We start from the raw sequence: 24,472 nt of genomic DNA, 5'->3' as shown, positions 1-24,472 counted from the left end.
GATTAGATGTCAGTCTAGAATGACACCCTTTCTGGAAAACTCAGATTACAGTGTTTGTATAACTTAATAATTAGAAACTAAAGGAGTTCTTTTTTAAAAAACTTAAGTTATACTCATAAGTACTTGATACTTTTGTAGTGATTATGTCCAATTTTAAAAATAACTCCTGTTTTTATGGCGATAATGTCGAATTTGTGGAAGAAATTTATAGCCGTTACTTGCAAGGCGATAAATCAATTGGAGAAGATTGGTACAGAATTTTTTCGAGCAATTTAGAAGTTAATAAAGCAGAACCCTGCAGAGCACAGAATGAAGCCAAGGTAGATGCTGATGATTTAGCAAATTTTTTCAGATCTTACGGTCACTTTTTTGCAGACTTAAATCCATTATCAACGAATGTAAATAAGGAAATAGATTATCAAAAATACTTGAATCTTTCTCCTACAAGTGACACTAGAATCTACAGAGATATTTACTGCAAGAATATCGGTTTTGAATTTATGCATATTTCCTCTTATGAGGAAAGAGTTTGGCTGCAGGAGAAAATTGAAAATCAGGTCTATACGCTAAGCCCTCAGGATAAAAAAGAAATACTAAGGCACTTGATTGAATCTGAGATGTTCGAGCAATTTCTCCATATGAAATTTCCTGGATATAAGCGTTTTTCTATCGAAGGTGGGGAGTCAGCCATTGTTGCAATTGAAAGAGTTATTAGTGATTCTGCAGCTTTTGGTATTGAAGAAATAGTTCTTGGTATGGCCCACCGAGGACGGCTTAATGTTCTAACCAAAGTTATGGGGAAAGAATATGCGGCAATGCTGTCTGAATTTCAAGGCAACCTTGCATATCCAAGTGGTCTTGAGGTATCTGGTGATGTCAAATATCACCTTGGTTACTCTTCTGATCGAGCACTTGCTGGTGGTAAAAAAATACACTTAAGTTTATGTCCTAACCCATCTCACCTTGAGGCGGTAAATCCGGTTCTAGCTGGAAGAGTAAGGGCAAAACAAAATATGAGATCTGTGCTTGGAATATCAATTCATGGTGATGCAGCTTTTATCGGGCAGGGAGTGGTTGCCGAAACCCTGACTTTGAGCAACATTGAAGGTTATAAAGTTGGTGGTATCGTTCATATTGTCATCAATAACCAAGTTGGTTTTACTGCGAATCCTCGTTGTGCACGCTCTTCTTTTTATTGTACTGATGTAGCAAAATCAATAGAAGCTCCAATATTTCATGTTAATGGAGATAATCCAGAAGCCGTGAGTTTTGCCGCGAGTTTGGCAATGGAGTATGTGCAGAAATTTAAAAAGGATGTGGTGATTGACATAATATGCTACCGCAAATATGGCCATAATGAAGGCGATGAACCAAATTTTACTCAGCCACTTATGTATAAAGCAATATCAAGGCATAAAACTCCGGGAACAATTTACGAAGAGAAGCTGGCTGCAGAGAAAGTCCTAATTAGTGATGAAGTAAGTAAATTGCGCAGCGAATTTAGGGTAAGGTTGGATAAAAGTCTTGCTGAGTCAGTGACTTACACTCCAAAAAAAGCTGATTGGTTTGATGGAGTGTGGTCGAAATTGAGAAGAGCAAAGTTGAACGATTTGAGTGAATATTATACGGACTCTGGTGTTTCACCAGATGAGCTAAAAAAATTAGGTGTACACATAAATAGCAATATTCCAAGTAGCTTCAATATCAATAATAAGGTTAGAAAAATACTCGATGGCAGAATAGACAGTATAAATTCCGGTAGCAACATAGACTGGGCAACTGCTGAAAGTCTTGCATTCGCGTCATTGCTTAAAGAAGGAATAGGAGTGCGCTTGTCAGGCCAAGACTCTGGCCGCGGCACCTTCTCGCACCGTCATTCAAGACTTATCAATCAAGCAACGGAAGAAGAGTTTATTCCACTAAACAACATAAGTGAGAAGCAAGCTCGCTTTGAAGTTATAGATAGCGCACTATCTGAGTATGCTGTGATGGGTTTTGAATATGGATATAGCCTTGACTCTCCATATTCACTGGTGCTCTGGGAAGGGCAATTTGGTGATTTTGCAAATGGTGCGCAAATCATTATCGACCAGTTTATTGCATCAGCAGAAACAAAGTGGTTGCGATCAAGTGGTCTAGTTTTACTTTTGCCTCATGGTTATGAAGGGCAGGGGCCTGAGCATAGTTCTGCTCGTATAGAGAGGTTTTTGCAACTCTGTGCAGAGGATAATATGCAGGTGGTTAATTGCTCTACTCCTGCGAATTATTTTCATGTTTTACGCCGACAAATTAATCGAGATTTTCGTAAGCCTTTAGTGGTGTTTACACCTAAATCACTATTGCGTCATAAAAGCGCAGTTTCTAACCTTTCTGACTTTGAAGGAAAATTTCTTACGGTAATTCCAGAGTGTAGAACAGGTTTAGTTGCAAGTGATAAAATACGTAAAGTTGTAATATGTAGTGGTAAAGTTTATTACGACATAATTGAAATGCTTGAAGCACAAAAAATAAACGATATAGCAGTAGTGCGTTTAGAACAATTTTATCCATTCCCGGCCGATAAACTAAACAATGAACTCGAAAAATATAAGAACGCTGAAATTATATGGTGTCAAGAGGAACCAAAAAATATGGGAGGATGGTTTTTTGTTAATCTGTTAATAGAAGAGATTCTATCTAATCTAGACACTCAAGCAAAAAGGCCTAAGTGCATTGCAAGACCTGCTGCTGCATCTCCTGCATGTGGTTATGCTAATGTCCATGCTCAACAACAAGCAGAAATTTTGAAGCAAGTTGCGCAGGCACAACTGTACAAACACTAAGCGGCTTCAAGCAGGCTCATATAATTAGATGCTGGCACCTAGATAACTCATAGCAATAAAAAATTTCCCATGTTACAAAAAAGATTGTGGCGAGCAAAGCTAGTTTACAGATTCTTAAATTTTATATTCTATGACTAGAATAAATTTAAGGAGTATTTTATGAATAATAATAACACTTTCCAATTACAATCTTATGCTATTACAAAAAAAGAAGAGAGACCAAATTCTCGAATAGATATTAAGGTTGAAAATGACGAACTTATTGATGTCAAAACAGGTGAATCTACTGGCAAAAACTATGAAGAATGCTTCAAGGTTATGCTAAATAATAAAGATAATATTACACTGAATCAATACGATAGGCTTGAAGGAGAATGTAATGATAGTGAATGCCAAGCTTGTATGGATGCAATGAATGCTGCTATAATAGGGGTCATCTGGCTTGAATCTTAAGACATAAAGGTGAGGGCGCTTTTAAGAATAAAATAAATGGAGTAAGAAAAATCAGCGAACATGTTTTTGGATATTGTGCTTAATCTGAAACCAATAGCGTTCAGTAGAATTGAGATCAGGTGAGTAAATGGGAAAAACGAAATCTTATATTCTTCTGATTCTATTAAAACTCTCACTCTTAGCGTTTTATGAAAACATATGATTGATTTTTTTTTACTTCGGTATGGTAAGTTCCAATTTTGGAATTTCTTGCAGCTATTTCAGAAGTAGTGATGTATCAAGCAGAAATCGTAAAAGTGCAAACACCGAACGGCTTCAAGTAGACTTATTAATTAGACGCTGGCACTTAGATAACTTACAACAATCAAATCTCTTATATACTCATACAAATATAAAAAGACTTTTATTTTTTTATAAAAGTATAATATTTATTAAGATTTTCATTTATTTTTCTCAAAATAGTTAATATAGTAAATATTAATATTAATTAATATGAGATATACATGAAGACAGAAACATTTGAGAGGTTAATAGGGCAAACTAGACTACGCAGAAATAGTAAAGCTGAGATCATAAAGTTAAATAGAAACAAAAAGGCTTTTATAGATGAGGATAAAAAGTCTATCGAATTAGCTGAGGCTATTTTTGCAGAAAATAATATGTTTCGTTTTCGCAAACCAGGTCTTGCTACGGATTACATTTTGCACAAACTAATAAATGATAAAAAGCTTCTTGAGGAAATGAAAGATAGAGGTACAAGTATAATACGTCTTTTTTCTTTGCTATCAATGTATCGTAATCTTCCCGATTGCTATGTTGTGAAAAAAGAAGGATGTATTACTGAGTTTGGAATACTTACTGATGTTGACGAATGTTTAGAATCAGTACCTTTAGAAGACTTTATACTTATTGAGTCTGTTTCGTACCTAGAGTACATTTTGTTTGATAATAATAATATTAGAAATAGGTTAGTTGAAGATTTAACTAAAGATAAAACAAAATTAGATATTTTCATAAATGGAATTTTGGCAATATATAGCAAAGAGGAAGCAAAATTAGATATTGCCCTAAATGTAATTTTAGCAATAAATAGCTCGGATTTGGTATTATCTTATATCAACACAATGGAGGCTTTTAATGAGGAAGCTAGAAATTTTGTTAATCTCTTACAGAAAAAAAACATGCTAGATAAAATCTTAAATAAAGATGATAAAACACTTGCAAAAATAGCTATAAAGGAGTTGTTAAAACTTTCTATTTTACAGGGAAGAGAAAATACTACATTAGTAGAATCTCCTCAAATTTCAAGTGTGGAACATTGTAATGGGCGATAGACTTTAAAATACACTGAGGCTCATATTTAAATATGAGCCTCAGTGTCTCTTGATTTTTGTAGTGGCTGAATAGCTTACTTCACTTCCACCAAAGGAATATTATTCCAACTGTTACTGCTGTAGTTGTCAATAGAAGCGTTTAGGTAATCTGTATCAAAGCGTACTGGTACATCAAATTCGAAGCTTGCGGTGATTATCATGCCTTTTGCTAGTGGTTTCATAAATTCTATTTCTCCAGTTGAATAATTTACTGAGTATTTTTCTGTCTCTACACCATCTAGGTAAATTTTTATTGTATCATGCACTGGCTTTTTAATCATACGTGTATGTTTGTCCTTTCCACTTATGTAAGTTTTCATCAGTTGAAAGATCATTTTTTTATTGTCTCCTATGCCAATTTCTTGATTGGTAACTGTAAAGTCTGACCAATCTTTAAAACGAAACCCTATTGCTTTACCCTTTCGTGCTTGAAAAAATGTTATGAGCTCTGTTAGCTGCTCGTTTGACCTAACTCCATAAGCTATGTTATACCTGGCACGTGCACGAGACCAATTAATATTGCGCTGTTCACAACCATTATGAGTTGTTACAACGTCAGTGGAAAATTCCGGTCCTCCAGTGGAACCATAAGATATATTTTCTGGAAATCTAATTTCTGTAAATGACATATTTCCTCCTGTGAAAACAAAATTGATTTGGTGTAGATAAAGTAAGAAAGAGCTTAAGCTTTTGAAGCTACTTTATCAATCAGGCTATAAATTTTAAATCCCGTTTCTTCTAGAAAAGTATGGGCAATATTTTCCTTTGGCTCACTTTTGAGTTCATTAATGTCTTTATGGCTCTGCGTCAACTTATACATACAAATACATGCAACAACTAAAGCAACTCCAGCAAGATATGCTAAAGGAATTGGTTGAGTAAAAACAGTAGCTATAGCAGATGCTGTGAATGCTATAGCTGTTATTACAGCAGCTATGCTATAAATAGCTTCTCTTCTGTAACTATTGATTAATTTCTTTTCTATTGCCTCTTGGTGTGTTTCTTGCCCTTGTTGATGAGAAATAGTAATTACTGTATCTGTATGAATTGGCTCACTAGCGCTGCTTTCTTGTTGTACTTCTGGCTTTGGTTGCTCATAAGCAGGAACTTCTGTAACCTCACCAAAGATTTCTTCAACAGAAACTGGTTGACTTTCTGTTATATCTTTAGAGATTCCACTAAGAAGTGGCACAAAATGCCTCATGTAATTCACTACTCCTACAGTTTTTTTGCTACTATCTATCTCTAGTTGATTGAGATTTATATCTTCCATAAAAACTTCTGGATCATCATCATGTGCTGTAATTTTAGTTACCGTAACTTTTTGACTGTCTTCCTCTATTGAATAAACACGGAGCTCCACTTTGTACTTGTCGCATATCATTCTACCTTCAATGTTTGGACGACCCCATATAGGTACGTCAGCTGTATGTGTATTAGTAATACACTCTAAATATTTGTAGAAAGACTTTGCATAGTCTTTCTTATTAGATCCATTTTCACTTATTACTTCTCCATCCGGATCTTTTTTAGGTACAAAATACTCTCCAGCATCTTTTATTACTGCTTTATAAACCCACAAACTTGACCTTCTATTTTTGCTAGCATAATCTGCACAATCTTTTCTTAATGATTTTGCAGTAAAATGATGACCGAGTTTTAACTCGTTCAATCCTTGAGCCACGGAGTCAAAAAAGCAATCTCCTGTCTTTATAGCAGCTCCTATTTTTAGCTTTTCAGGATAAGTGCTCTTTAGATTATGCAATAAATCACTTGATTTTTTATTTTCTTTGATTTGTTGAAAAAGAGCAATTGGCTCTCTTACATAGTTAGAATCTCTCATGTTATAGCTCCAAAATGATAATAATATTTTAATAGATTAACCAGCATAGGAAGGCTAATTACTTAAGGTCGTGCTGTGTTGCAAGCAAACATCACCTACTTTTCTTGAGCTAATATGTAGCCTATACATATTGTTACTTACTATATCTTAACTATACTTAAACTCTCTTATGCTGTCAAGCAGGGAATTTATTAATCTTTTAACTCATCTACTTTTTTGCGTAATATATTCAAATCAGTTTTTCCTACAAAAAGACTATCTCCTATTATCACAAAAGGTGTACCGCCTACTCCAAGCTCGCTTACTAAAAGTTTACTGTTGTTTATCATTTGCTCAATTTTGTCTGCATTACTTTTCATAGAGTTGTTAAAATCGTCCTCGTTAATCCCTATATTTTTCACTATACCTAATATAGTTTTATCTGAAAATTCTCCTCTGTGATCTAGTGCAGCATAGTGAAAATCTAAGTACTTTTCTTTATCGATAAAATAAGTTGCTAAAGCAGCTTTTGCTGCCTTTAAGGAATTGTTACCAAGTATTGGAGCATCCCTAAAGATATATTTAATTTTGCCATCATTGATCAACTGTTTTATGTCATTCTTTATTGCCTTACAATAGCCACAAGAATAGTCAAAGAACCCTACAGCTATGACATTGCTATTTTCATTTCCTGAGTAAGGATAAGTGTAGTCAAATATTTCATCTTTATGCTGAGAAATTTTACTTTTGATTGCGTTAGCATAACTATTTTTAGCTGACTCTTCTCGGAGAGCTTTTAGAACTCTATCAAAATTTTTACTGATGTAGTCATCTAATCTCTCACCTATATGGTCGTCATTTAAGACTTGACTGCGGTGTGAAAGCCAATTGTTTATTACTGGTAAACTTGCTACTGCAAATATAAAAATCAATAAAAATGGTATCTTAGACATATACTTACTTAAAGAATATAAACATTAAAGAAATGCTCAATATTAAAACATTTATATCAAAAAATGCAAACTTTATATAGTAGTATATCAGAGAATTTGGTGATATTAAGTAGCGAAAACTTGTGTATAATAAAGCATTTGAGATTTAAGTAATCCTTACCGCCATGTATAACAATTGTAACCGCGGCGGTAAAAAAGTTGATTATTTTATAACCGCCGCATATAATGCTGACAAACACGGCGGTAAATTATATGAACGAGCCAATAATTGGTAGAGAGAAGGAAACGGCCATTCTAGAAAATAAGCTTCTTTCCCAATCTGCCGAGTTTATTCCTGTTTACACTGTGAACAAAATTGCATGGATTTAATGGTTCAATAAGTGTAGGTACATAATGAAATTTTTAAAAACTCTTTTTAACTTAACATTATTAGTATTTTTTGTAACTCCTGCATCTGAAGCAAGGTGGAGTAAGTATGAAGATGCTTCTGTTGAGATTAAGTTTTCTAATGTTAACATCAATGTTAATAGAGATGGTACCTACGAAACGGAAGTAGAACTTCAAGCAAAAATACTCAAGGAGTCTGGGCGTGATAGATTCTCTCTATACAGTCTTGTTTATAATGATGATAGTGCAGATTTTACTGTTTTAGAGGCTAAAGCAGCTTACAACGGAGAGGAATATATAGTCACTGAAGACATGATGGAAGATAAACCGCTAGCTAGTCCTAGTAAAGGCTTCGATCAGTTAAGACAAGTAACCATATCATTTCCTAAAATAGAAATTGGTACAGAGGTATATTTAAGATATAAGCAAGTTAACAAAAAAGTTCCTGTTGATAATTTTTATGGCTTGAGCTTCTCTTATTATGGAGATTATTTACAAGCAGAAAATACTAAAATCAATTCTGAATTACCCCTGGAGATTAAAGTTAATGATCCAAGAGAAGTATTAGAAATCGCTGAGGAAAAAAATGATAATATACACTCTATAAGTATTGCTTTAAAGAAAGCAGTTTATGAAAATACAACAAATGAGCCACACAATGGGCTATTGAATATTAAACACAACACCTGGGTATCACTTTCAAGCTTATCTCAATGGGAAGATCTAGCTAAAAAATTAGCTCCTGGATATCATAGCGTCATTAATCAGCCACTTCCTGCAACTTTTACAGCTATAGCAGAGTCTGCTGCCAGTGAGAATACTGATGAAGATAAGATCAATGCTGTTACTTCTTTATTGAATGAAAAAGTTCAATATATGGGAGATTGGCGCACAGTATCAGGACAATATTTTCCGAGAGATTTAGAGAAAATTGCTGATTCTCAAGTTGGGGATTGCAAAGATTTTTCTGCTAGCACAGCTGCTATTTTACAGGAACTTGGTTACAAAGTTCAACCTGTTTTAGTTATGAGAGGAACTACTAACACTTCTAACTCTAAAGCATTACCTAATATGGGTAATTTTAATCATGTGATGCTCAGAGTAACAAATAAAGATGGAAAAATATATTGGATTGATCCAACTAATATCGTCAGTATGGCACAGGGTATTTTTCCAGACATTGCTGATAGGAACGCTCTAGTACTCAATTCTGAGGAAGCAGATTACATAAAAATTCCTGCTGTACAAGCTGAAAATTCAAAAGTGATATCTCATAGTGAATTAACTATAGAAGATAATGTTGTAAATGAATATGGCCGGCTTACCGTACAAGGGGAAGCAGCCCTAGGTTTAACAGGGGTTGGATTGTATTATTCAAATGAGCAATTAAGGGATTCTGTTTTTCATATGATTAGTGGGGTATATCTTGATGAAGAAGAAAAGAAGTTCTTAGAATTGCCTGACCTTACTTTACGTAATGTAGAAGATCTTACAATCAAATATGAGTTTCAGCAAAAAAATAAGATTTTTAAGACAAATCTAGGACCTGCTTTGAATTTAGGAGATAATTGGCTTAATGATGTTGTCAATACAGCTTCTGACCAAGTGTCAGACCTTTTTATTGGTGTTCCTAAAACTAAGGAAAGCCATATGATAATAAAAGATATCAAAATTAAAAACTGTGAAAATTTGAATTTTGAAATAGATACTCCTTGGTTATATGTAAATAGGTTCTGTAAATATAAAAATGATGGAACCGAATTTAGCAATTTAATAACCATAAAGAAAAGTTTTATTACCAATGAAGAATTAAAGACTGCTGAATATAAAAACTTAAAAAGCGAATTGGAGAATAATTTTTCTAGAGCCTCTATAATAATAAGTGAATGAGTTGTGCTGGGAAAAGCACTTCTTAAAAGGCTTAAAATTTTTAAAATATGTACAATAACTTACGCGACTTCATCAAGGCTTTAGAAGAGAGAAAAGATCTAATTAGAGTTAAAAAGGAAGTTTCAACTGTTCTTGAAATGACGGAAATTCATCGCAGAGTTTTGTCAAACAAAGGGCCAGCAATAATCTTTGAAAATGTTGTCACAGAAAATGGCAAAAATTCAATTCCAGTTTTAGTGAATTTATTTGGTACTATTGAGAGAATTGCATTCGGACTTGGTATAAATTCTGATGAATTAAGGGATCTGGGTAAACTTCTAGCATTTTTGCGATCACCTGAGCCACCAAAAACCTTCAAAGATGCTGTAAAAATGTTTCCTATGCTGAAAGCCGTATTGTCAATGCGAAGCAAAGTTGTAAGCAAAGCCCCATGTCAAGAGGTGGTGCTAACTGGGGATAAGGTGGATCTTAGTTTGCTACCTATTCAGACATGCTGGCCAAATGAACTTGCACCGCTTATCACTTGGCCACTTGTGGTAACAAAAGGACCAACAGCAGACAAGCAAGATAATTTTAATCTTGGAATATATCGTATGCAGGTCGTGGATAAAAAAACGACTTTAATGCGCTGGCTTGCACATCGTGGTGGTGCAGGTCACCATAAACGGTGGAAGGAGAGGGGGCAAAATATGAAGTTTCCTGCGGCTGCTGTGATTGGTAGCGATCCTGCAACGATTATTGCTGCGGTAACTCCGGTGCCGGAGACGTTGTCAGAATACCAATTTGCTGGGCTGCTGCGCAAAAAGCCTCTTGAGCTTGTAAATTGTAAGACTATTCCTCTTCAAGTGCCAGCTCATGCAGAAATTGTTTTAGAAGGATATGTAAGTTTGGATAAGTATAGAGATGAAGGGCCATACGGAGACCATACCGGTTACTATAATGCTGTTGAACAGTTTCCTGAGTTTAACATCACTGCAATTACAATGCGCAAAGATCCAATTTATCTCAGCACTTACACTGGTAAGCCGCCAGATGAACCATCAATTCTTGGTGAAGCACTCAATGAAATTTTTGTGCCAATTCTTATCAATCAATTTCCAGAGATAGTGGACTTTTACCTGCCTCCAGAAGGTTGCTCATATAGAATAGCGGTAGTATCGATAAAAAAGGCTTATCCAGGGCATGCAAAAAGAATTATTATGGGCATACTCTCTTTTCTCAAACAGTTCTTATACACCAAATTTATTATAGTTGTTGATGATGATATAAATGTACGTGATTGGAAGGAAGTAATGTGGGCAGTTTCAACGAGAATGGACCCTGTACGTGATACAATCATGATAGAGAATGCTCCAATTGATTATTTAGACTTCGCTTCTCCTGAAAGTGGTCTCGGAGGTAAAATAGGGTTTGATGCAACAAACAAACTTCCACCTGAAACCAAACGAGAATGGGGAAGAAAAATTGAAATGAGCGAGGAAATAATAAAGAAAGTTACAGAGAAGTGGAAGGAATATGGGTTGACAGGTGATTGAGCTATGATGTAGACTACCGCCGTGTATTTAGGTGTGGTTTGTGAGGCTTTTATATCTTTTATTTTTGTCGGTATGTTTTTCTCTGTACTACTATGCGGGTCCTATATCCTCGTCTTGCCCAAAAGCAACAGTTTGCTTCTCACCTGAAGAAGACTGTGCTGTACCGATAATAAGCGAGATAGACCAATCTAAAGAATCTATCTTAGTTCAAGAATATACATTTACTCTTGGAACAGTTGCAAAATCTTTGATTAACGCCAAAGAGCGTGGTGTTGATGTTAAAGTCGTCTTAGATAAATCACAACTCCATTCAAAATATAGTGTCATAAGCGAATTGTTTTCAAATGGAATACCGATTTGGATCGATAATAAGCCAAAAATCGCTCATAATAAGGTAATAATTGTTGATAATCAAAAAGTCATCACAGGATCGTTTAACCTCAGTAAGACAGCTGAAAAGGGAAACGCTGAAAATTTATTAATTATTGAAAATTATCCTGAATTAGTCCAGCAGTATGTGAAAAATTGGGAAATACGAATGTCAAAATCCTATCAATATACTCCCTAGATACTTGATATCAAAAAAGTCTTTTTATTGATAGATGTAATTTCTTGTGATATAATAGATTAAAAGGTTTTAAGGGGTAGGTAATGGATTACATAAATGATGCTGCTGATAGTTACACTGCCATTCATGATTTTTTTCAAAATAATGGTGTTGGAGATTACAAAGTTCAATGCAATTATGGTGTTGTACCGTATGCTACTGACAAATATGTACATTCTGGAGACAAATTTTGGAGCAATAATTTTATAGACTCACATTTTGGAAGGGAAATAAAAATGTATCCTCAAAGTGAGCTTTTAGCTAAAGAGTATGCTGGTAATACACTACCGGTTTCAATATCACTAGACAAGGATCTAATAAAAATAAAAGAATGTCAGAAAAAAACTAAATTTATAGAACTAGAAGGGGAATCAGGTGATATAGTATATGATAAGCAAAAGCATATAAAGTGCTACACGACAAAGTTATCATATGACGATGTTTCTGTTCATAGTAAAAACGAAGTTTCAATACTGAATATTAGATATGATGTGCCAAACGATCCAAGATACAGTTTAAACATAGCCTTCACAAAGGTTAATGATAATAAACCAGGGTTTTGGCAAAAGTTTAAAAATATGTTTTAATAGAGTAGCTTCTAAATCAAGGGGATTTTGTTGAAAAATGAATATCTACTTAATAATGAATTTGGTCAGTAGCTACTAAGTTTGTTTCATAGCTATGCAACAAAAGGTTTGTGCCCTCACGTTTATTCTCTGCAACACGAAAAGTTCGTACAGTTGTACATGCTATGTAGTAGATAAACTTCTACTATATTTTTTTATTCAACTTACCTCTTGTCTATTGAATAGATTTTGTATTAAACCTAAAATTCAACGCACCTAAATATATAAGCATTCCCAACAAAATCATAGGTATAGAAAGCAACTGTCCCATAGTTAAATTGAACCATAAATAGCCAATTTGATAGTCTGGCTCGCGGAAAAATTCAACCATAAAACGTGCTACTCCATACAACATAACTGCAACTCCAGTTGTTGCACCATAATACAATCTCATTTTGTTCAAGTAAAATAGTGAATTTACAACTACGAAAAGTAGCGCTCCTTCAAAAAATGCCTCATAAAGTTGGCTTGGATGGCGCAATAAATTATCACCACTTTCTGGAAATACCATACCCCACGGCATAGTTGTAACCCTGCCAAATAACTCTCCATTTATAAAATTACCTATGCGGCCTAGAAGTAAACCTATCGGAACTCCACAAGAAATTAGATCCAGTGTGTAAAATATAGGAATGTTATGTCTTCTACAGGAGATTATTACTGCAAGCAAAACTCCTATAGCACCGCCATGAAATGACATACCTCCTTCCCAGGTCTTTAGTATTTCGATAGGATTGCTTATATAGAGAACTGGATCATATATCAATACGTAGCCAAGCCTACCTCCAAGGATAATGCCTATAATAACGGCTGTTAATAACGAATCGTAAAAATTCTTAGTAAATATTTTTTGATTGTCTAGCTTATGTAAATACCAATATGCAAAAACTATACCCAAAACATATGCTAAAGAGTACCAATATATAGAAACAGGACCGATGCTAAAAATAACTGGACTTAAAGACATATTTTACTACAAATTATTCTTAGACAATCTACTTTTCTCACGGTCCCACTCTCTCTGCTTTATGGTTGCTCTCTTATCGTAGAGTTTTTTTCCTTTCACAATGGCAATTTTAGTTTTTGCCAACCCTTTATCATTAAAATAGATAGAAAGTGGCACAACAGTTATTCCAGAGGTTTTGATTTGACCAATTAGCTTATTTATTATCTCTTTTTTATGCAAAAGCAATTTTCGTTCTCTTTTTGGCTTGTGATTCTTTTGGTTCGCAGCTTTATACTCTGCAATATGCATATTGTTTAGCCATATTTCACCTTTTTTTTCAGTAACGTAAGCATCAGAAATGTTTGCTTTTCTTTCCCTTAGTGATTTTACTTCACTACTTAAGAGGATCATACCTGCTTCAAATTCTTCTAAGATAAAGTATTCAAACCTTGCTTTTCTATTTTCTGCAATAACTTCCATATCTAAAGATATCTTTAAGCTTCAATATATTACAGAACTTTTGGTTTAATTCATAACAAAACAATTATCTCATACCAAAATCCATTACTGACCGAACAAATAAGAAACATTACAAACTCGTTTAATAGTAGTACTGGAAATATTGACAATAAAATTACACAAAACATCTTCAAGTAAACCTATGGTATCGTAGATACTATTGCGTAAAGTATTGTATTTGATATATTGCCACAACCTTTCAACAGGATTCAGTTCCGGTGAATAAGGAGGCAAGTATATGATGGTAATGTTTTCCTGAATTTTCAAACTTTTTGATCTATGCCAACTTGCACAATCCATTACAAGAAAGGCTTCTTTCGTGCCTAAATCTTTCGACATCTGCTCCAGAAATATATTCATACAATCAGTGTTTACATATGGAGCAAGTAGGCTAATTTTCTTACCACTTCTTGGATTTACCGCACTGTAGATATAGAAATTTTGTCTACCAATTTTCATTTTAACCTGTGTTCTGACCCCTTTTTTAAACCATCCGTGTCCGATTTTTGAATGAGTTCCAAATCGTGATTCATCAAAAAAATACCTCCTTTTCAGGGTGGGAATTGACTATTTTATTGAAGTATTTTTTAAACTCTTCTTGCTTGTTTTTATCTTGTTTATGGTGAATTGGCCTCGGTGTTATGTAAGAAAACTTCATCCTTTGTATCTCACGGTGCACTGTTGATTTGCTAATGTTTAGGCCAAATTCCTCTGAGATTTTTATTTGCACTTCCTTAATAGTAATATTTGGATTTCTTTCTACCCATATTTCAATTTGCTCACGTTGATTTTTGTTTAATTTGCTTTTTCTTCGCCGCTGAGACGGGGAAAATAATCTTTCTACTCTACCAAATTTTAGATGCTTTATCCATTCAGTCAAAGCAGTCCTTGAAATTTTACATATTCTTGCCACAGCGCTTATACTACTTTCTTTTCCTGCTATCACCGCTTGTAACTTTTTTGAAACATATGCGTTATTTCTGACCTTTTTTAACATTTCTTTCGCCAAATTTACAACTTTTTCGTCTAATAGTTTTGACCTTAATGCCATTTATACCTCTCTATTTTATCTACTTTAGTATCACTTCTTTCCCATTATTGTCTATCTGTTCTTTATATAGTGGGAATTGGTATCAGTAAATGCAAGTTTGGTTAAAAAAGCTCCAATCTTCCTGCAAGTGTAATTTGTTCCACTCTTCCTACTGCCATTTCAGCCCTAGGACTAGCATTGCCTGACAAAGAACTTATTACATCTTTGCAGCCCCATTCAATAGCAAAGTGTAAAGGAGCATATCTATTATTGTTCTGTTTACTAACATATGCCCCACTTTCAATTAAAATATCTCTTATACTTTCATGATCGCTAGCAAAATGCAAAGGAGCGCGTCCACAACTATCCCACACATTAACACATGCTCCATGTTCAATCAGAGTTCTTACTATGTTTTCATTATCACTTTCAGCAGCAAAATGCAAGGGAGTGCTTCTATAATTATCCCACGCATCGACATATGCTCCGTGTTCAATTAGAGCTATTACTATCTTCTCATAGCCACTCTTAGTAGCAAAATGTAGAGGAGTGTGTCCATCATTGTTCTGCGCGTTAACATCTGCTCCACATGCAATTAGAGCTCTTACTACACTTTCATTCCCACCTTCAGCAGCAAGATGTAAAGGTGTACATACATCATTGTCCCACGCATTAACATTTGCTCCACTTTCAATTAAAATATCTAATATGCCTTTGTGGTTCCATTCAGCAGCAAAATGTAAAGGAGTGCATCCATCGCTGTCCCATGCATCAACATATGCTCCATATTCAATTAGAGCTATTACTATGTTCTCATAGCCACTCTTAGCAGCAAAATGCAACAATGTAGTTTCTACAGGATCTAGATCACTATGTGTAGTGAATATATGATTGATATTAAATCCACTATCTTCCCACCTCCGTAAATCAATACTTTCTAATTTTATTTTTATTCTTTCAACTATGTTGTTCTTGCTTAAACCTGAAGTATCATTTATTTCTTCAAGCATTTTTAGAAAATCATCAAGCGTCATAATCTCCACTACTTATTAAAATAACTTGGTTATTATGTTCTTTGACAAAAAAATCAAGAACTTTTTATTTTCCTAAAAAATCATTTAAGTTATACTCCAAATCATGAAAGTCAGGCAAAATATTAAGTTTTTTTCTCTATCATTTGTGATTTTGTTTTCTCTATGGATTACATTGTCTGGTTATTTTGAGCCTTTTTTTATTCTCTGTGGAGTATTTTCTTCTGTGTTCACATTGATTATCTTTAAAAGGTTAATTGATGCTGAAAGTGCCCTTAGTCAAATTCTAAATGATAGTGGTAGGCTATCACTTTATCAGCTTATAAGTTATATGCCTTGGCTAATTTACCAAATTATTTTTTCAAGTATTTATGTAACAAAAAAGGTGCTACGATTCAAATCTACAGTTGAGCCAATTGTTATTGTAAGAGAATGCATAGGACATAATGATAAGACCATTGCATTATTTGCTAACTCGGTTACGATTACTCCTGGAACTTTAACTATCAATGTTGAAAAGAAGCAGAAAACATATTTATCTACCATATGTTTGATAGATAAAGATCTTGAAAGTGGCATTTCTGAAATAGAAGGTAAAGTCTTAAAAATGCTACACCTAGTTAAGTAATTGCTTTAAATAAGTTAACAGCGTCTCTGTATTCTCTTCTTAGGCTTTCAAGCATTTCTTTTGGAAGGCTATCAATAACAGTAGAACATAAATAATTGTACAAATCTTCTAGCCTTGATATGTTATTTTTCTTCTTGCTGTTGAATTTGTACGGAAAAATGCCCTCCATAATTTCAATATCAACAACCTTATTTAAAAATGCATTTTCACTGGTTATGCTTATTCTTGTAAGTATAGTATTAATTTCAGGTTCATTACTCGTATAAATATCTGATAATTCCGCCATTTTAATGACGTATAAAGTTACTACTTTTGATAAACAATTATCAGAATATTCACAATTTTTTATTACCTCCCACTGAGTAACCTGAGACTTGCTTGTTTTTGCATTGCTTGGTAATTTATTCATTGAATTTTCTCCATTTAATTCAGTGTAGTAAATTATACTAATACTTTGTTAAATAAATAATAACGCAGCCATAAAAATATGCATTTATTTACCATAAATTGCACAATATTCCCAAAGTAAAACATTAAAATTACTCTAAAATGAATGATTTCTTTAATTCCATGTTATTCAGCAGTGTAAAATATTGCTACACAATAGTATTTATTCTAAAATAAACTTTCCTTTTGAGCTATTTTATTAATGTCCATTCTTACGGCTGCACTAAAATGAAAAAGATAAGACTCGGAATACTAATTTCAGGTAGAGGATCAAACATGCAGGCTTTAATAGAAGCATGTCAAGATCAGAATTTCCCTGCTGAAACTGTGTGTGTTATCACAAATAATAGTGAAGCTGGAGGCCTTAAAATAGCAAAGCAAGCAGGAGTTTCAGCGTTTGTTGTTGAAGATAAGCCACTTGATACTGATAAAATTCATGAAATACTTGTTCAACATAAGGTTGATTTAATTTGCCTTGCAGGATTTATGAGAATTATAAAGGCCGATTTCCTGAATAAATGGCATAATAAAGTTATAAATATTCATCCCTCTTTACTTCCATCCTTTAAAGGTCTAAATGCCCAAGAGCAAGCTCTGAAAGCAGGTGTAAAAATCACAGGCTGTACTGTGCATTATGTTATTCCTGAAGTTGATGCTGGAGCCATAATCGCTCAATCTACTGTGCCAGTTCTACCAAATGATGATGTTCAAAGCCTCTCAGAGCGCATTCTAGCTGAAGAACACAAGTGTTATGTGAAAGCAGTAAAGTTAATAGCAGAAAATAACCCTAAGCAATAGCAAATTAGAGAGATCGTGTGGTATTACTTTTTCCTTTTATTACATCTTGATCCAGGGAAAGATTTGTTGGAACTTTAGAGTTGTAGCTTTTTTGCTCGATGTGCTTTTCTTTTTTCATTTCAATAACCTTATCAGATGTATCACCATCGATTGGTTTTTGATTGCCTTCTTTTAGCATGTCTTTTAAATTCTGAACCTTTTCTCGCCTTTCTTTATTCTCCTGATTAGCGTGCAGTTTTGCTAATATTACTATATCAGGTAGTACTTTTGATGCAATTCTGTAAAGGCGTGATAAATTTATTTCTTTTTTCATTTCCGTATACAACTCTTCCTGCTCCTCTTTTGAAAGCTGTGAAAGATGAATTTTAAAGTTTTTAACTTGATGATAAATAGAGTTAATTATGTTACCAATCATTACTATACAGCCCAATGTAACAAGAGGTGCAGTAACAAAAAGAACTATAGGATTACTAAATAAAGCAATAGAAACTGTAGCACCTGTTAAAAATAATGTATCGCACAGAATGTCTAAGCAAATACCTTGAATTCTATATTTATCCCTTCTTTTTTCTTCTAATGTTCTCTTGTAATTACATTTTTTATATAAGCTTTTTTCTCTAAAACAGTCAAAAAAAGAGTACATGCTTGAAATTAAGGATACTGAGCTAAAAAAAACACCTGTGCCAATATTACCGAGCGTTATGCCTATCATACCTATCTGTTGACTTGTAATGTATATCAACTTGAGGATTATCAACACACCTGTATTGATAACAGAAAATATCGTTATTAAAGGATTTAACAAAGCAGTTGGAGTTTTTTTGCTTTCTTTTGCAGTATCGTTTTTCACCTGAACATAAAAATCAATCACATACCTAGATTATAAAGGAATATGGTTAAAATTTTAAATGTACTGTAGTGATTATTTATTTTCTTCCAACCTTAACAAAAAATAAATTTTCAGGATTCAGTAAAGAACTTGCCAATTTGTTTACTTCCTCTAATTTAATATTATTAATGATATTCGTATAATTATTTATATTGTTAACATCACGATCGTCTATCTGCATACTATCCAGCAACATTGCTGTATTCGCATTATTGGATAGGAAAGAGAAGGTAAGGTTATTTACTAAACTGGTTTTTGCATCCTTGAATAATTGTTCGTCAATTCCTTCCTTTTTTATTCTGCTAAATGTATCTTTTACTGCTGATATAGCTTTGCTAGCAGTAGAACTATCAGTACTTATAAATCCAGATATAACATTCCCATGTTTATTTGTAATATTACTTGCACTAACACCATAAGTAATACCTAGATTTTGTCTCAACTCTTTCATCAGTATTGAGTTTAGACTCATACCACCAAGTGCATTAATCAAAACACTAGCATTATAGTAATTAGGGTCTTCATATGCTATGCCTTTTTGAGCAAAAAGTATTACACTCTGTGGTATATCCATAAAAACGCTCTTACTTTCTGCAGGCCCAAATTCATTTTTTACAGATATCTTTCTAACTTTCGATCTTTTTGATGGTAACTTAGATAAATATTTATCGAGCAGTGTACTAACTTGTTCTTTTGTTGCACAACCAACAATACTAATAACGATATTATCCTTAGTAAAACTACGCTTTATGTATGTTAAAACATCGTCTCTAGTAATGCTCATTATAGTGTCTAGAGTTCCATATGGATCTCTTGAGTAAGGATGTTTTTTGAACAACAACGTATCCAACTCTTTTGCAGCAATAAAATAAGGATCTTTTTCAAAATTATTAAAGTTTACTTTGGCTTTTTCAAAAACTCTATTCAATCCTTCAGGATCAACTTTAGGACGCATTATAGCATCACTCAGTAGTGAAATTGCATCCTCTAAATTCTCAGATAAAGTATTTAATGAAACCCTAAATGCTTCTAAACCAGCAGTAAAATTTAAACTAATTCCTTTATCCTCAAGCTTTTTTACAAAATCTTTGGCATCATTTTTTCCTGCTCCTTCTTGAATTACAAGAGAAGTAAACCAAGCAAGCCCCTGCTTTTCTGCACTTTCATACACGTAACCTGCATCTTTGAATGATATATTGAGTGAAACTTTTGGTAAATCACGGTTTTCAACAAACAGAAACTCAAGCCCTTTATTAGTAGTAACCTCCTCTATATTTAGGTGGCTGCTCGCCTGCAAATTAAAGCCCAGACAGAAAAAAAGTAGAAATAAAAGTTTACTTACTCTCATCATTATTACCTCCTTTTGGTAGCAAACGGCCGACTAATTTATTAGTAGAAAAAATAGTACGAATTTTGTGATTTACATCTTTCAGATTGACATCATTAATTTTGCTATATGAAATGTCTATTTCATCAAGTGGGATACCTAGTGCTAGACGTGGTATATAAAATATTGCTACACTAGTTAAATCAGATAGATTATCAAACTGTGCTGCTTTGTATTTAGACTTTGTGCTTTGCAACTCTTCACTTGTTATTCCTTCAGAGTTAAAGTGATTAATAGAATGTTCTAACTCTCTTGCAACAGCATCCAAATTTACCCCGCTTTTTGGAGTTACCCGAATCTCAATGTAACCATTACTAAAAGCTAAGCTATTATAATAAGCAAACACTTCTACTGCTACATTCTTATCTAGAACTAAATCTTTATATAGCTTACTAGACTTGCCATTTCCCAAAACATCAACTGCTAAATCAACAGGAAAAGTTTCACTTATTTGCTCAAATAAAGGAACACGATAGCGAAAGTATAAAACTGGCTCTTTTACTTCAGTGCTTTCTAAAATGACCGATATGTCCGCATTATGTACTGGATCTTGGTTTGGATAATGCTTAACTAAAGGCTCAGCTTTAATTGCACCATATTTTTCCTTTGCTAATTCCGCTACTTCTTCAAATTCTACATCACCAACAACGAGCAGTATAGCATTACCTGGATGATAATAGTTATCATGAAACCTTGTTATGTCATCTTGATTGTAAGTTTTAATATCGCTCTCCCAACCAATAACAGACCTACCATAACCATTACGATAAAATGCACTGTTCATTTCCTCCCATAGTAAAGCTTCAGGATTATTATCAAATCTCATCTTTCTTTCTTCTAATACGATATTTTTTTCTCTATCTATTTTGTCTTGAGTAACATCAAAATTGCCCATTCTATCTGCTTCAATTTCCATTGCTAGTGGTAAATCTTTTTTGAGAACTAATTCGTAGTAGCAGGTGTATTCTTTAGTGGTAAAAGCATTAAATTGGGCCCCAATGCTGCCCAAAGTGGATTCTATGTCTTTAAATTTTCCTGTAGTTTCAAACATTAAGTGTTCAAAGTAGTGAGCCAATCCTGCTTTGCCAATTGGGTCATCCATTCCCCCAACTTTATATATTATTGCATGAAAAACAGTTGGAATTCGGTGATTAGGTACTACATAAACATCCAATCCGTTACTGAGCTTAGCATGCTTTATGATTTCAGCTTCCAAAGAAATCGGACAAATGAAAAAAAACACAGATAGTATAAAAAAACTAAAGAATTTGCGAAGCATTATTTCATTCCTCATTTTGCTTAGAGATAGACCTATCATATATATACCACTTATATAACAATGTACACATTCCACTAACTATAGATAGATCAGCTAAATTAAAGGCTGGCCAATACCAATCATTGATATGAAAATATATGAAATCATATACAGCTCCCCAATAGATTCTATCAATTACATTTCCGATCGCTCCACCAATCATCAGAGAAAAACTAAGGTAAATTGACTTATCATTAGATTTATATATCAAGTATGCAAGTATACCAATTATTAATATTGAACATGCCGAAAAAAAGAAGCTGCCATGCGGTAGAGTACTACACATTCCAAAGCTAATTCCTGAATTCCAAACTTCAACTAATTTCATAAAACTAGTAATCTCGATTGACTCCCCCTCATCAATCAATGAGTTTATATACAATTTACTTGTTTGATCGAATGATACTATAATCAATATAATAACTAAACATATCCTTTTCATAAATTTATCTTTAACTGGTAAGCCTTCATTATATCACGATCTATCTGTTTTGTTAACTCGTTAATACTATGGAATTTTTTTTCTGCCCTAATAAATTTTAAAAGTTGTATATCAACCTTAAAATTGTATAAATTTTCGTTGAAGTCAAATATATGCATTTCTACTATAGGTTTCTTTAAGTCCTTAAATGTAGGTCTCATACCAATGTTGACTACTCCATATAGCCAACTTGAACTATTTTCAGAAAATGCAACTTTGGCGTAATATGTACCAAGCTTAGGTTTTATCATGTAATCTTCTATCGGAATGTTTATGGTTGGAAACCCTATTTCTCTACCTCTACATGCACCTTTTGTTACAATACCAGAAACTTGATAAGACCTACCAAGCAATTTATTAGCAATTTCTATTTCGCCTTTTTGTAAACACTCCCTGATTGAGGAAGAAGAGCAAATTTTTCTATCGATTATCAATGGCTCTAATTTAGTTAAAGAATATTCATACATCTGAGAATATTTTTCTAGAGTTAATATGTTACCCAATCGTTTGTGACCAAAAGTACAACTTTCTCCAACAGTTATATGTTTAGCACCATACTTCTTTACCAAAATCTTACCAATAAAGTCATCGCAGCTAACCTCAGAAAAACCTCTACTAAAATTAATAATATACAAGTAATCTATACCATAGCTGCTGATTAGTTCCTTTTTTTGTTCTTGGTCTATTAACCTAAAATTGTTCCTACTAAATAAAACAGTTGATGGGTGAGGCTCAAAAGTTAAAACTGCAGAGGGTAATCCTCTTTCTTGTGCTACCTTCTTTAGATTGGAAATTGCAAACTTATGTCCTAAATGAACGCCATCGAAATTTCCGAAAGTTAGTGCCACATTATCTTTTATCCCTTGCTCACAGTTGTAAATAATTTTCATACAATTTGATATTTTATATATATTTTTTATATATAATAGTTGTATTTTATAAACTATGGAGATAAATCGTGAAAAACACTAAAGGAAAAGTTGTAATATATGTGAAGAAGTACTGCCCATTCTGCAAGAAAGCAAAAGAGTTATTGGATGAAAAAGGTGTGAAATACGAAGAAATTGATGTACTTAGAAACTCGGATTTGTTTGACGGTATAAAATCAAAATATAACGTCAGTACAGTTCCACAAATTTTTATTACTGATGAAAATGGTGATTATGTACATCATATTGCTGGATGTGACAAATTGATGGATCTTGAAAAAGAAGGAAAGTTGGATAGTATGTTAAATAACAATGAAGATAGCATTAATGCAACAGCTTACACAAGCGGCAGTGATGAACACGAGGGATGTAATATAATACATAATGAAGATTTTATGTGATTTTTTTTTTGTCTTACTGTTGCTGGCATACCCACTTTAAACAATTTTTAATGAATTAAAAATACAATTCATCTAGTGAGTTTTCTTAGTGGGAAAAAATGATAAAAAATATTATAATTGTTAGTAAAAACTTAATTAGTATTGAATTAATTAACAAACAAGATTTAGAGAGTTTCATCAAGATTTTCACAGTGCTTGATAAGCATATAGCAGCTAAAACTCTTTTTACAGAAGAAGTGACAATAGAGTATAAACAACACAATTGCATAGAAGTTGTTGAATTGATAAAAGATACAGGTTTTACATATCATGATGTTGAGAATGTGTTAAATCACCTAAGTAATCATGGAATGAAAGTACCAAGTAGCGTTATAGCAAGCACCCTTTCTTCTTCATACAATCACGCACTTGAGTCTAAGGATGTAGCATTTGCCTGTTCTAAAGGGTTGCCACAATTTTACATCAGGGTAAATAACAATACCTTTATAATGACTCCTATAAGTGAAGAGAATCTGGAATTGAATTCGCAAAATAGCAAAATGCTTATAGAGTCATTAAAGAGCGAAAAAAGCACTTATGATTACATAGTGGAAGAAAATATCATCAAAGTTATAGTGCATTCTGAAATACATCAGGCTATAAACTCGATTATAAAATCACTGATAAAGTCTTGCCTTTTAGCAAGAGATGAAGAAGAAAAATTCAAAGAGAAATTGAGACAACTTGCTTTTAAAGATCAAGCTTTCGTTGAGTATTCTAGCATCAAAACCATTCATAGATATCCGAATAACCATCCTCTGAGAAAGCATGAAAGTGTTATTAAAGATATAGAAAATATTTTATGTGATTTCATAATAAATGAGAACAGCGGGTTTGCTATAGAGCGGTTAAATAGACTGGGCTCAGAAGTCTCTCCAAATACTCCAAGAATCATCACTAAAACTATAGATAAGCTTGTTAAGTTTCACTAAAATGTTGTTGGAATGATTTTAGCCAATGTCTACATATATCTGATTTTTACTGATTGAGTGGAGCAATTGAGCTGCTCTCTGTCATCTCAGCGTTTAACACTGGGATGATTTCGTTGTATGGTATCTTGTATAGTGTTTTACAAATTCACATAGCTATTTCACAATTTATCCATATCAATGTCAGTAAATTTATTGAGAAAATATTACTTAGTTCTTTAAATTTATGTTT

The 24,472-nt window shown here is 33.4% G+C and carries 24 protein-coding genes; 11 read left to right on the top strand and 13 right to left on the bottom strand.

The window, feature by feature from the left end; translation table 11 throughout:
* Positions 1 to 143 precede the first annotated feature (143 nt).
* The 3 genes from ABWU24_RS02265 (at position 144) to ABWU24_RS02255 (ending at position 4,609) form a co-directional block, all read left to right on the top strand.
* On the top strand, positions 144 to 2,822 hold the full coding sequence (locus tag ABWU24_RS02265) for a 2-oxoglutarate dehydrogenase E1 component (protein ID WP_341815420.1): 2,679 nt from the start codon (positions 144 to 146) through the stop codon (positions 2,820 to 2,822).
* A gap of 159 nt (positions 2,823 to 2,981) precedes the next feature.
* Positions 2,982 to 3,275: a hypothetical protein gene (locus ABWU24_RS02260; RefSeq protein ID WP_041581313.1), complete on the top strand. Its 294-nt coding sequence runs from the start codon at positions 2,982 to 2,984 to the stop codon at positions 3,273 to 3,275.
* A 503-nt stretch (positions 3,276 to 3,778) separates the two neighbouring features.
* Positions 3,779 to 4,609, top strand: coding sequence for a hypothetical protein (locus ABWU24_RS02255; protein WP_341815419.1), 831 nt, complete (start codon positions 3,779 to 3,781; stop codon positions 4,607 to 4,609).
* Between the two features lie 74 nt (positions 4,610 to 4,683).
* On the opposite strand, the gene ABWU24_RS02250 is transcribed toward ABWU24_RS02255, so the two are convergent.
* The 3 genes from ABWU24_RS02250 to ABWU24_RS02240 form a co-directional block, all read right to left on the bottom strand.
* Positions 4,684 to 5,277 (bottom strand): TIGR02217 family protein, encoded by a 594-nt coding sequence (locus ABWU24_RS02250; protein WP_341815418.1) that lies wholly within the window; start codon positions 5,275 to 5,277, stop codon positions 4,684 to 4,686.
* Between the two features lie 53 nt (positions 5,278 to 5,330).
* Positions 5,331 to 6,491: a hypothetical protein gene (locus ABWU24_RS02245; RefSeq protein WP_341815417.1), complete on the bottom strand. Its 1,161-nt coding sequence runs from the start codon at positions 6,489 to 6,491 to the stop codon at positions 5,331 to 5,333.
* Between the two features lie 191 nt (positions 6,492 to 6,682).
* Positions 6,683 to 7,423 (bottom strand): DsbA family protein, encoded by a 741-nt coding sequence (locus ABWU24_RS02240; RefSeq protein ID WP_353274379.1) that lies wholly within the window; start codon positions 7,421 to 7,423, stop codon positions 6,683 to 6,685.
* Between the two features lie 393 nt (positions 7,424 to 7,816).
* On the opposite strand from ABWU24_RS02240, the gene ABWU24_RS02235 reads away from it, so the two are divergent.
* From ABWU24_RS02235 to ABWU24_RS02220, 4 genes are all read left to right on the top strand, one after another.
* Complete coding sequence (locus ABWU24_RS02235; protein ID WP_341815414.1) at positions 7,817 to 9,700, top strand: DUF3857 domain-containing protein; 1,884 nt, start codon at positions 7,817 to 7,819, stop codon at positions 9,698 to 9,700.
* Between the two features lie 47 nt (positions 9,701 to 9,747).
* Positions 9,748 to 11,235, top strand: coding sequence for a UbiD family decarboxylase (locus ABWU24_RS02230; protein WP_341815413.1), 1,488 nt, complete (start codon positions 9,748 to 9,750; stop codon positions 11,233 to 11,235).
* 40 nt (positions 11,236 to 11,275) lie between these two features.
* The gene (locus tag ABWU24_RS02225) at positions 11,276 to 11,803 is read left to right on the top strand and encodes a phospholipase D family protein (RefSeq protein ID WP_341815412.1); all 528 of its coding nucleotides are present in this window, start codon (positions 11,276 to 11,278) and stop codon (positions 11,801 to 11,803) included.
* Between the two features lie 83 nt (positions 11,804 to 11,886).
* The gene (locus ABWU24_RS02220; protein WP_341815411.1) at positions 11,887 to 12,429 is read left to right on the top strand and encodes a hypothetical protein; all 543 of its coding nucleotides are present in this window, start codon (positions 11,887 to 11,889) and stop codon (positions 12,427 to 12,429) included.
* 214 nt (positions 12,430 to 12,643) lie between these two features.
* Here the strand turns inward: ABWU24_RS02220 and lgt are convergent, their stop codons facing one another.
* From lgt to ABWU24_RS02200, 4 genes are all read right to left on the bottom strand, one after another.
* On the bottom strand, positions 12,644 to 13,435 hold the full coding sequence (gene lgt, locus ABWU24_RS02215; protein ID WP_007301947.1) for a prolipoprotein diacylglyceryl transferase: 792 nt from the start codon (positions 13,433 to 13,435) through the stop codon (positions 12,644 to 12,646).
* A gap of 6 nt (positions 13,436 to 13,441) precedes the next feature.
* A complete protein-coding gene (gene smpB / locus ABWU24_RS02210) occupies positions 13,442 to 13,894 on the bottom strand; it encodes an SsrA-binding protein SmpB (protein WP_341815410.1) in 453 nt (150 codons plus the stop codon).
* A gap of 84 nt (positions 13,895 to 13,978) precedes the next feature.
* Positions 13,979 to 14,984 (bottom strand): IS630 family transposase gene (locus ABWU24_RS02205; protein WP_353274215.1). Its coding sequence is split into 2 segments (ribosomal slippage): positions 13,979 to 14,473 and positions 14,475 to 14,984, totalling 1,005 coding nucleotides; the frame shifts between segments, so codons are not numbered across the junction.
* A 101-nt stretch (positions 14,985 to 15,085) separates the two neighbouring features.
* Complete coding sequence (locus ABWU24_RS02200) at positions 15,086 to 15,997, bottom strand: ankyrin repeat domain-containing protein (protein WP_015587784.1); 912 nt, start codon at positions 15,995 to 15,997, stop codon at positions 15,086 to 15,088.
* 103 nt (positions 15,998 to 16,100) lie between these two features.
* On the opposite strand from ABWU24_RS02200, the gene ABWU24_RS02195 reads away from it, so the two are divergent.
* Complete coding sequence (locus ABWU24_RS02195) at positions 16,101 to 16,622, top strand: Na+/H+ antiporter subunit E (protein WP_015587783.1); 522 nt, start codon at positions 16,101 to 16,103, stop codon at positions 16,620 to 16,622.
* Here ABWU24_RS02195 and ABWU24_RS02190 read toward each other — a convergent pair.
* On the bottom strand, positions 16,615 to 17,031 hold the full coding sequence (locus ABWU24_RS02190) for a hypothetical protein (RefSeq protein ID WP_007301944.1): 417 nt from the start codon (positions 17,029 to 17,031) through the stop codon (positions 16,615 to 16,617). The two genes, ABWU24_RS02195 and ABWU24_RS02190, sit on opposite strands and share 8 nt — an antisense overlap.
* 266 nt (positions 17,032 to 17,297) lie before the next feature.
* On the opposite strand from ABWU24_RS02190, the gene purN reads away from it, so the two are divergent.
* A complete protein-coding gene (gene purN, locus ABWU24_RS02185; RefSeq protein WP_026092599.1) occupies positions 17,298 to 17,867 on the top strand; it encodes a phosphoribosylglycinamide formyltransferase in 570 nt (189 codons plus the stop codon).
* A 4-nt stretch (positions 17,868 to 17,871) separates the two neighbouring features.
* On the opposite strand, the gene ABWU24_RS02180 is transcribed toward purN, so the two are convergent.
* From ABWU24_RS02180 to ribF, 5 genes are read right to left on the bottom strand one after another with little or no spacing between them, the layout of a single operon-like run.
* Positions 17,872 to 18,738 carry a hypothetical protein gene (locus ABWU24_RS02180; protein ID WP_108784152.1) on the bottom strand — a complete coding sequence of 289 codons (867 nt, stop codon included), beginning with the start codon at positions 18,736 to 18,738 and terminating at the stop codon, positions 17,872 to 17,874.
* Positions 18,739 to 18,793: 55 nt separating this feature from the next.
* Positions 18,794 to 20,104: a M16 family metallopeptidase gene (locus ABWU24_RS02175; protein ID WP_015587780.1), complete on the bottom strand. Its 1,311-nt coding sequence runs from the start codon at positions 20,102 to 20,104 to the stop codon at positions 18,794 to 18,796.
* On the bottom strand, positions 20,091 to 21,422 hold the full coding sequence (locus tag ABWU24_RS02170) for a M16 family metallopeptidase (RefSeq protein WP_135352827.1): 1,332 nt from the start codon (positions 21,420 to 21,422) through the stop codon (positions 20,091 to 20,093). Before ABWU24_RS02170 ends, ABWU24_RS02175 begins: the two co-directional genes overlap by 14 nt.
* A gap of 4 nt (positions 21,423 to 21,426) precedes the next feature.
* Positions 21,427 to 21,903, bottom strand: coding sequence for a signal peptidase II (gene lspA / locus ABWU24_RS02165; RefSeq protein WP_341815408.1), 477 nt, complete (start codon positions 21,901 to 21,903; stop codon positions 21,427 to 21,429).
* The gene (ribF, locus tag ABWU24_RS02160) at positions 21,900 to 22,832 is read right to left on the bottom strand and encodes a riboflavin biosynthesis protein RibF (protein ID WP_015587777.1); all 933 of its coding nucleotides are present in this window, start codon (positions 22,830 to 22,832) and stop codon (positions 21,900 to 21,902) included. Before ribF ends, lspA begins: the two co-directional genes overlap by 4 nt.
* 68 nt (positions 22,833 to 22,900) lie before the next feature.
* Between ribF and ABWU24_RS02155 the strand changes: the two genes are divergently transcribed.
* Together ABWU24_RS02155 and ABWU24_RS02150 are read left to right on the top strand one after the other, a co-directional pair.
* A complete protein-coding gene (locus tag ABWU24_RS02155) occupies positions 22,901 to 23,272 on the top strand; it encodes a glutaredoxin (RefSeq protein WP_135352813.1) in 372 nt (123 codons plus the stop codon).
* Positions 23,273 to 23,370: 98 nt separating this feature from the next.
* Positions 23,371 to 24,243 (top strand): hypothetical protein, encoded by an 873-nt coding sequence (locus tag ABWU24_RS02150; RefSeq protein WP_015587775.1) that lies wholly within the window; start codon positions 23,371 to 23,373, stop codon positions 24,241 to 24,243.
* The last annotated feature ends 229 nt before the right edge of the window (positions 24,244 to 24,472 follow it).

The organism is Wolbachia endosymbiont (group B) of Hofmannophila pseudospretella, from assembly GCF_964028515.1.
Lineage (GTDB): Bacteria > Pseudomonadota > Alphaproteobacteria > Rickettsiales > Anaplasmataceae > Wolbachia.
This window is presented reverse-complemented; position numbering and strand designations above follow the sequence as displayed.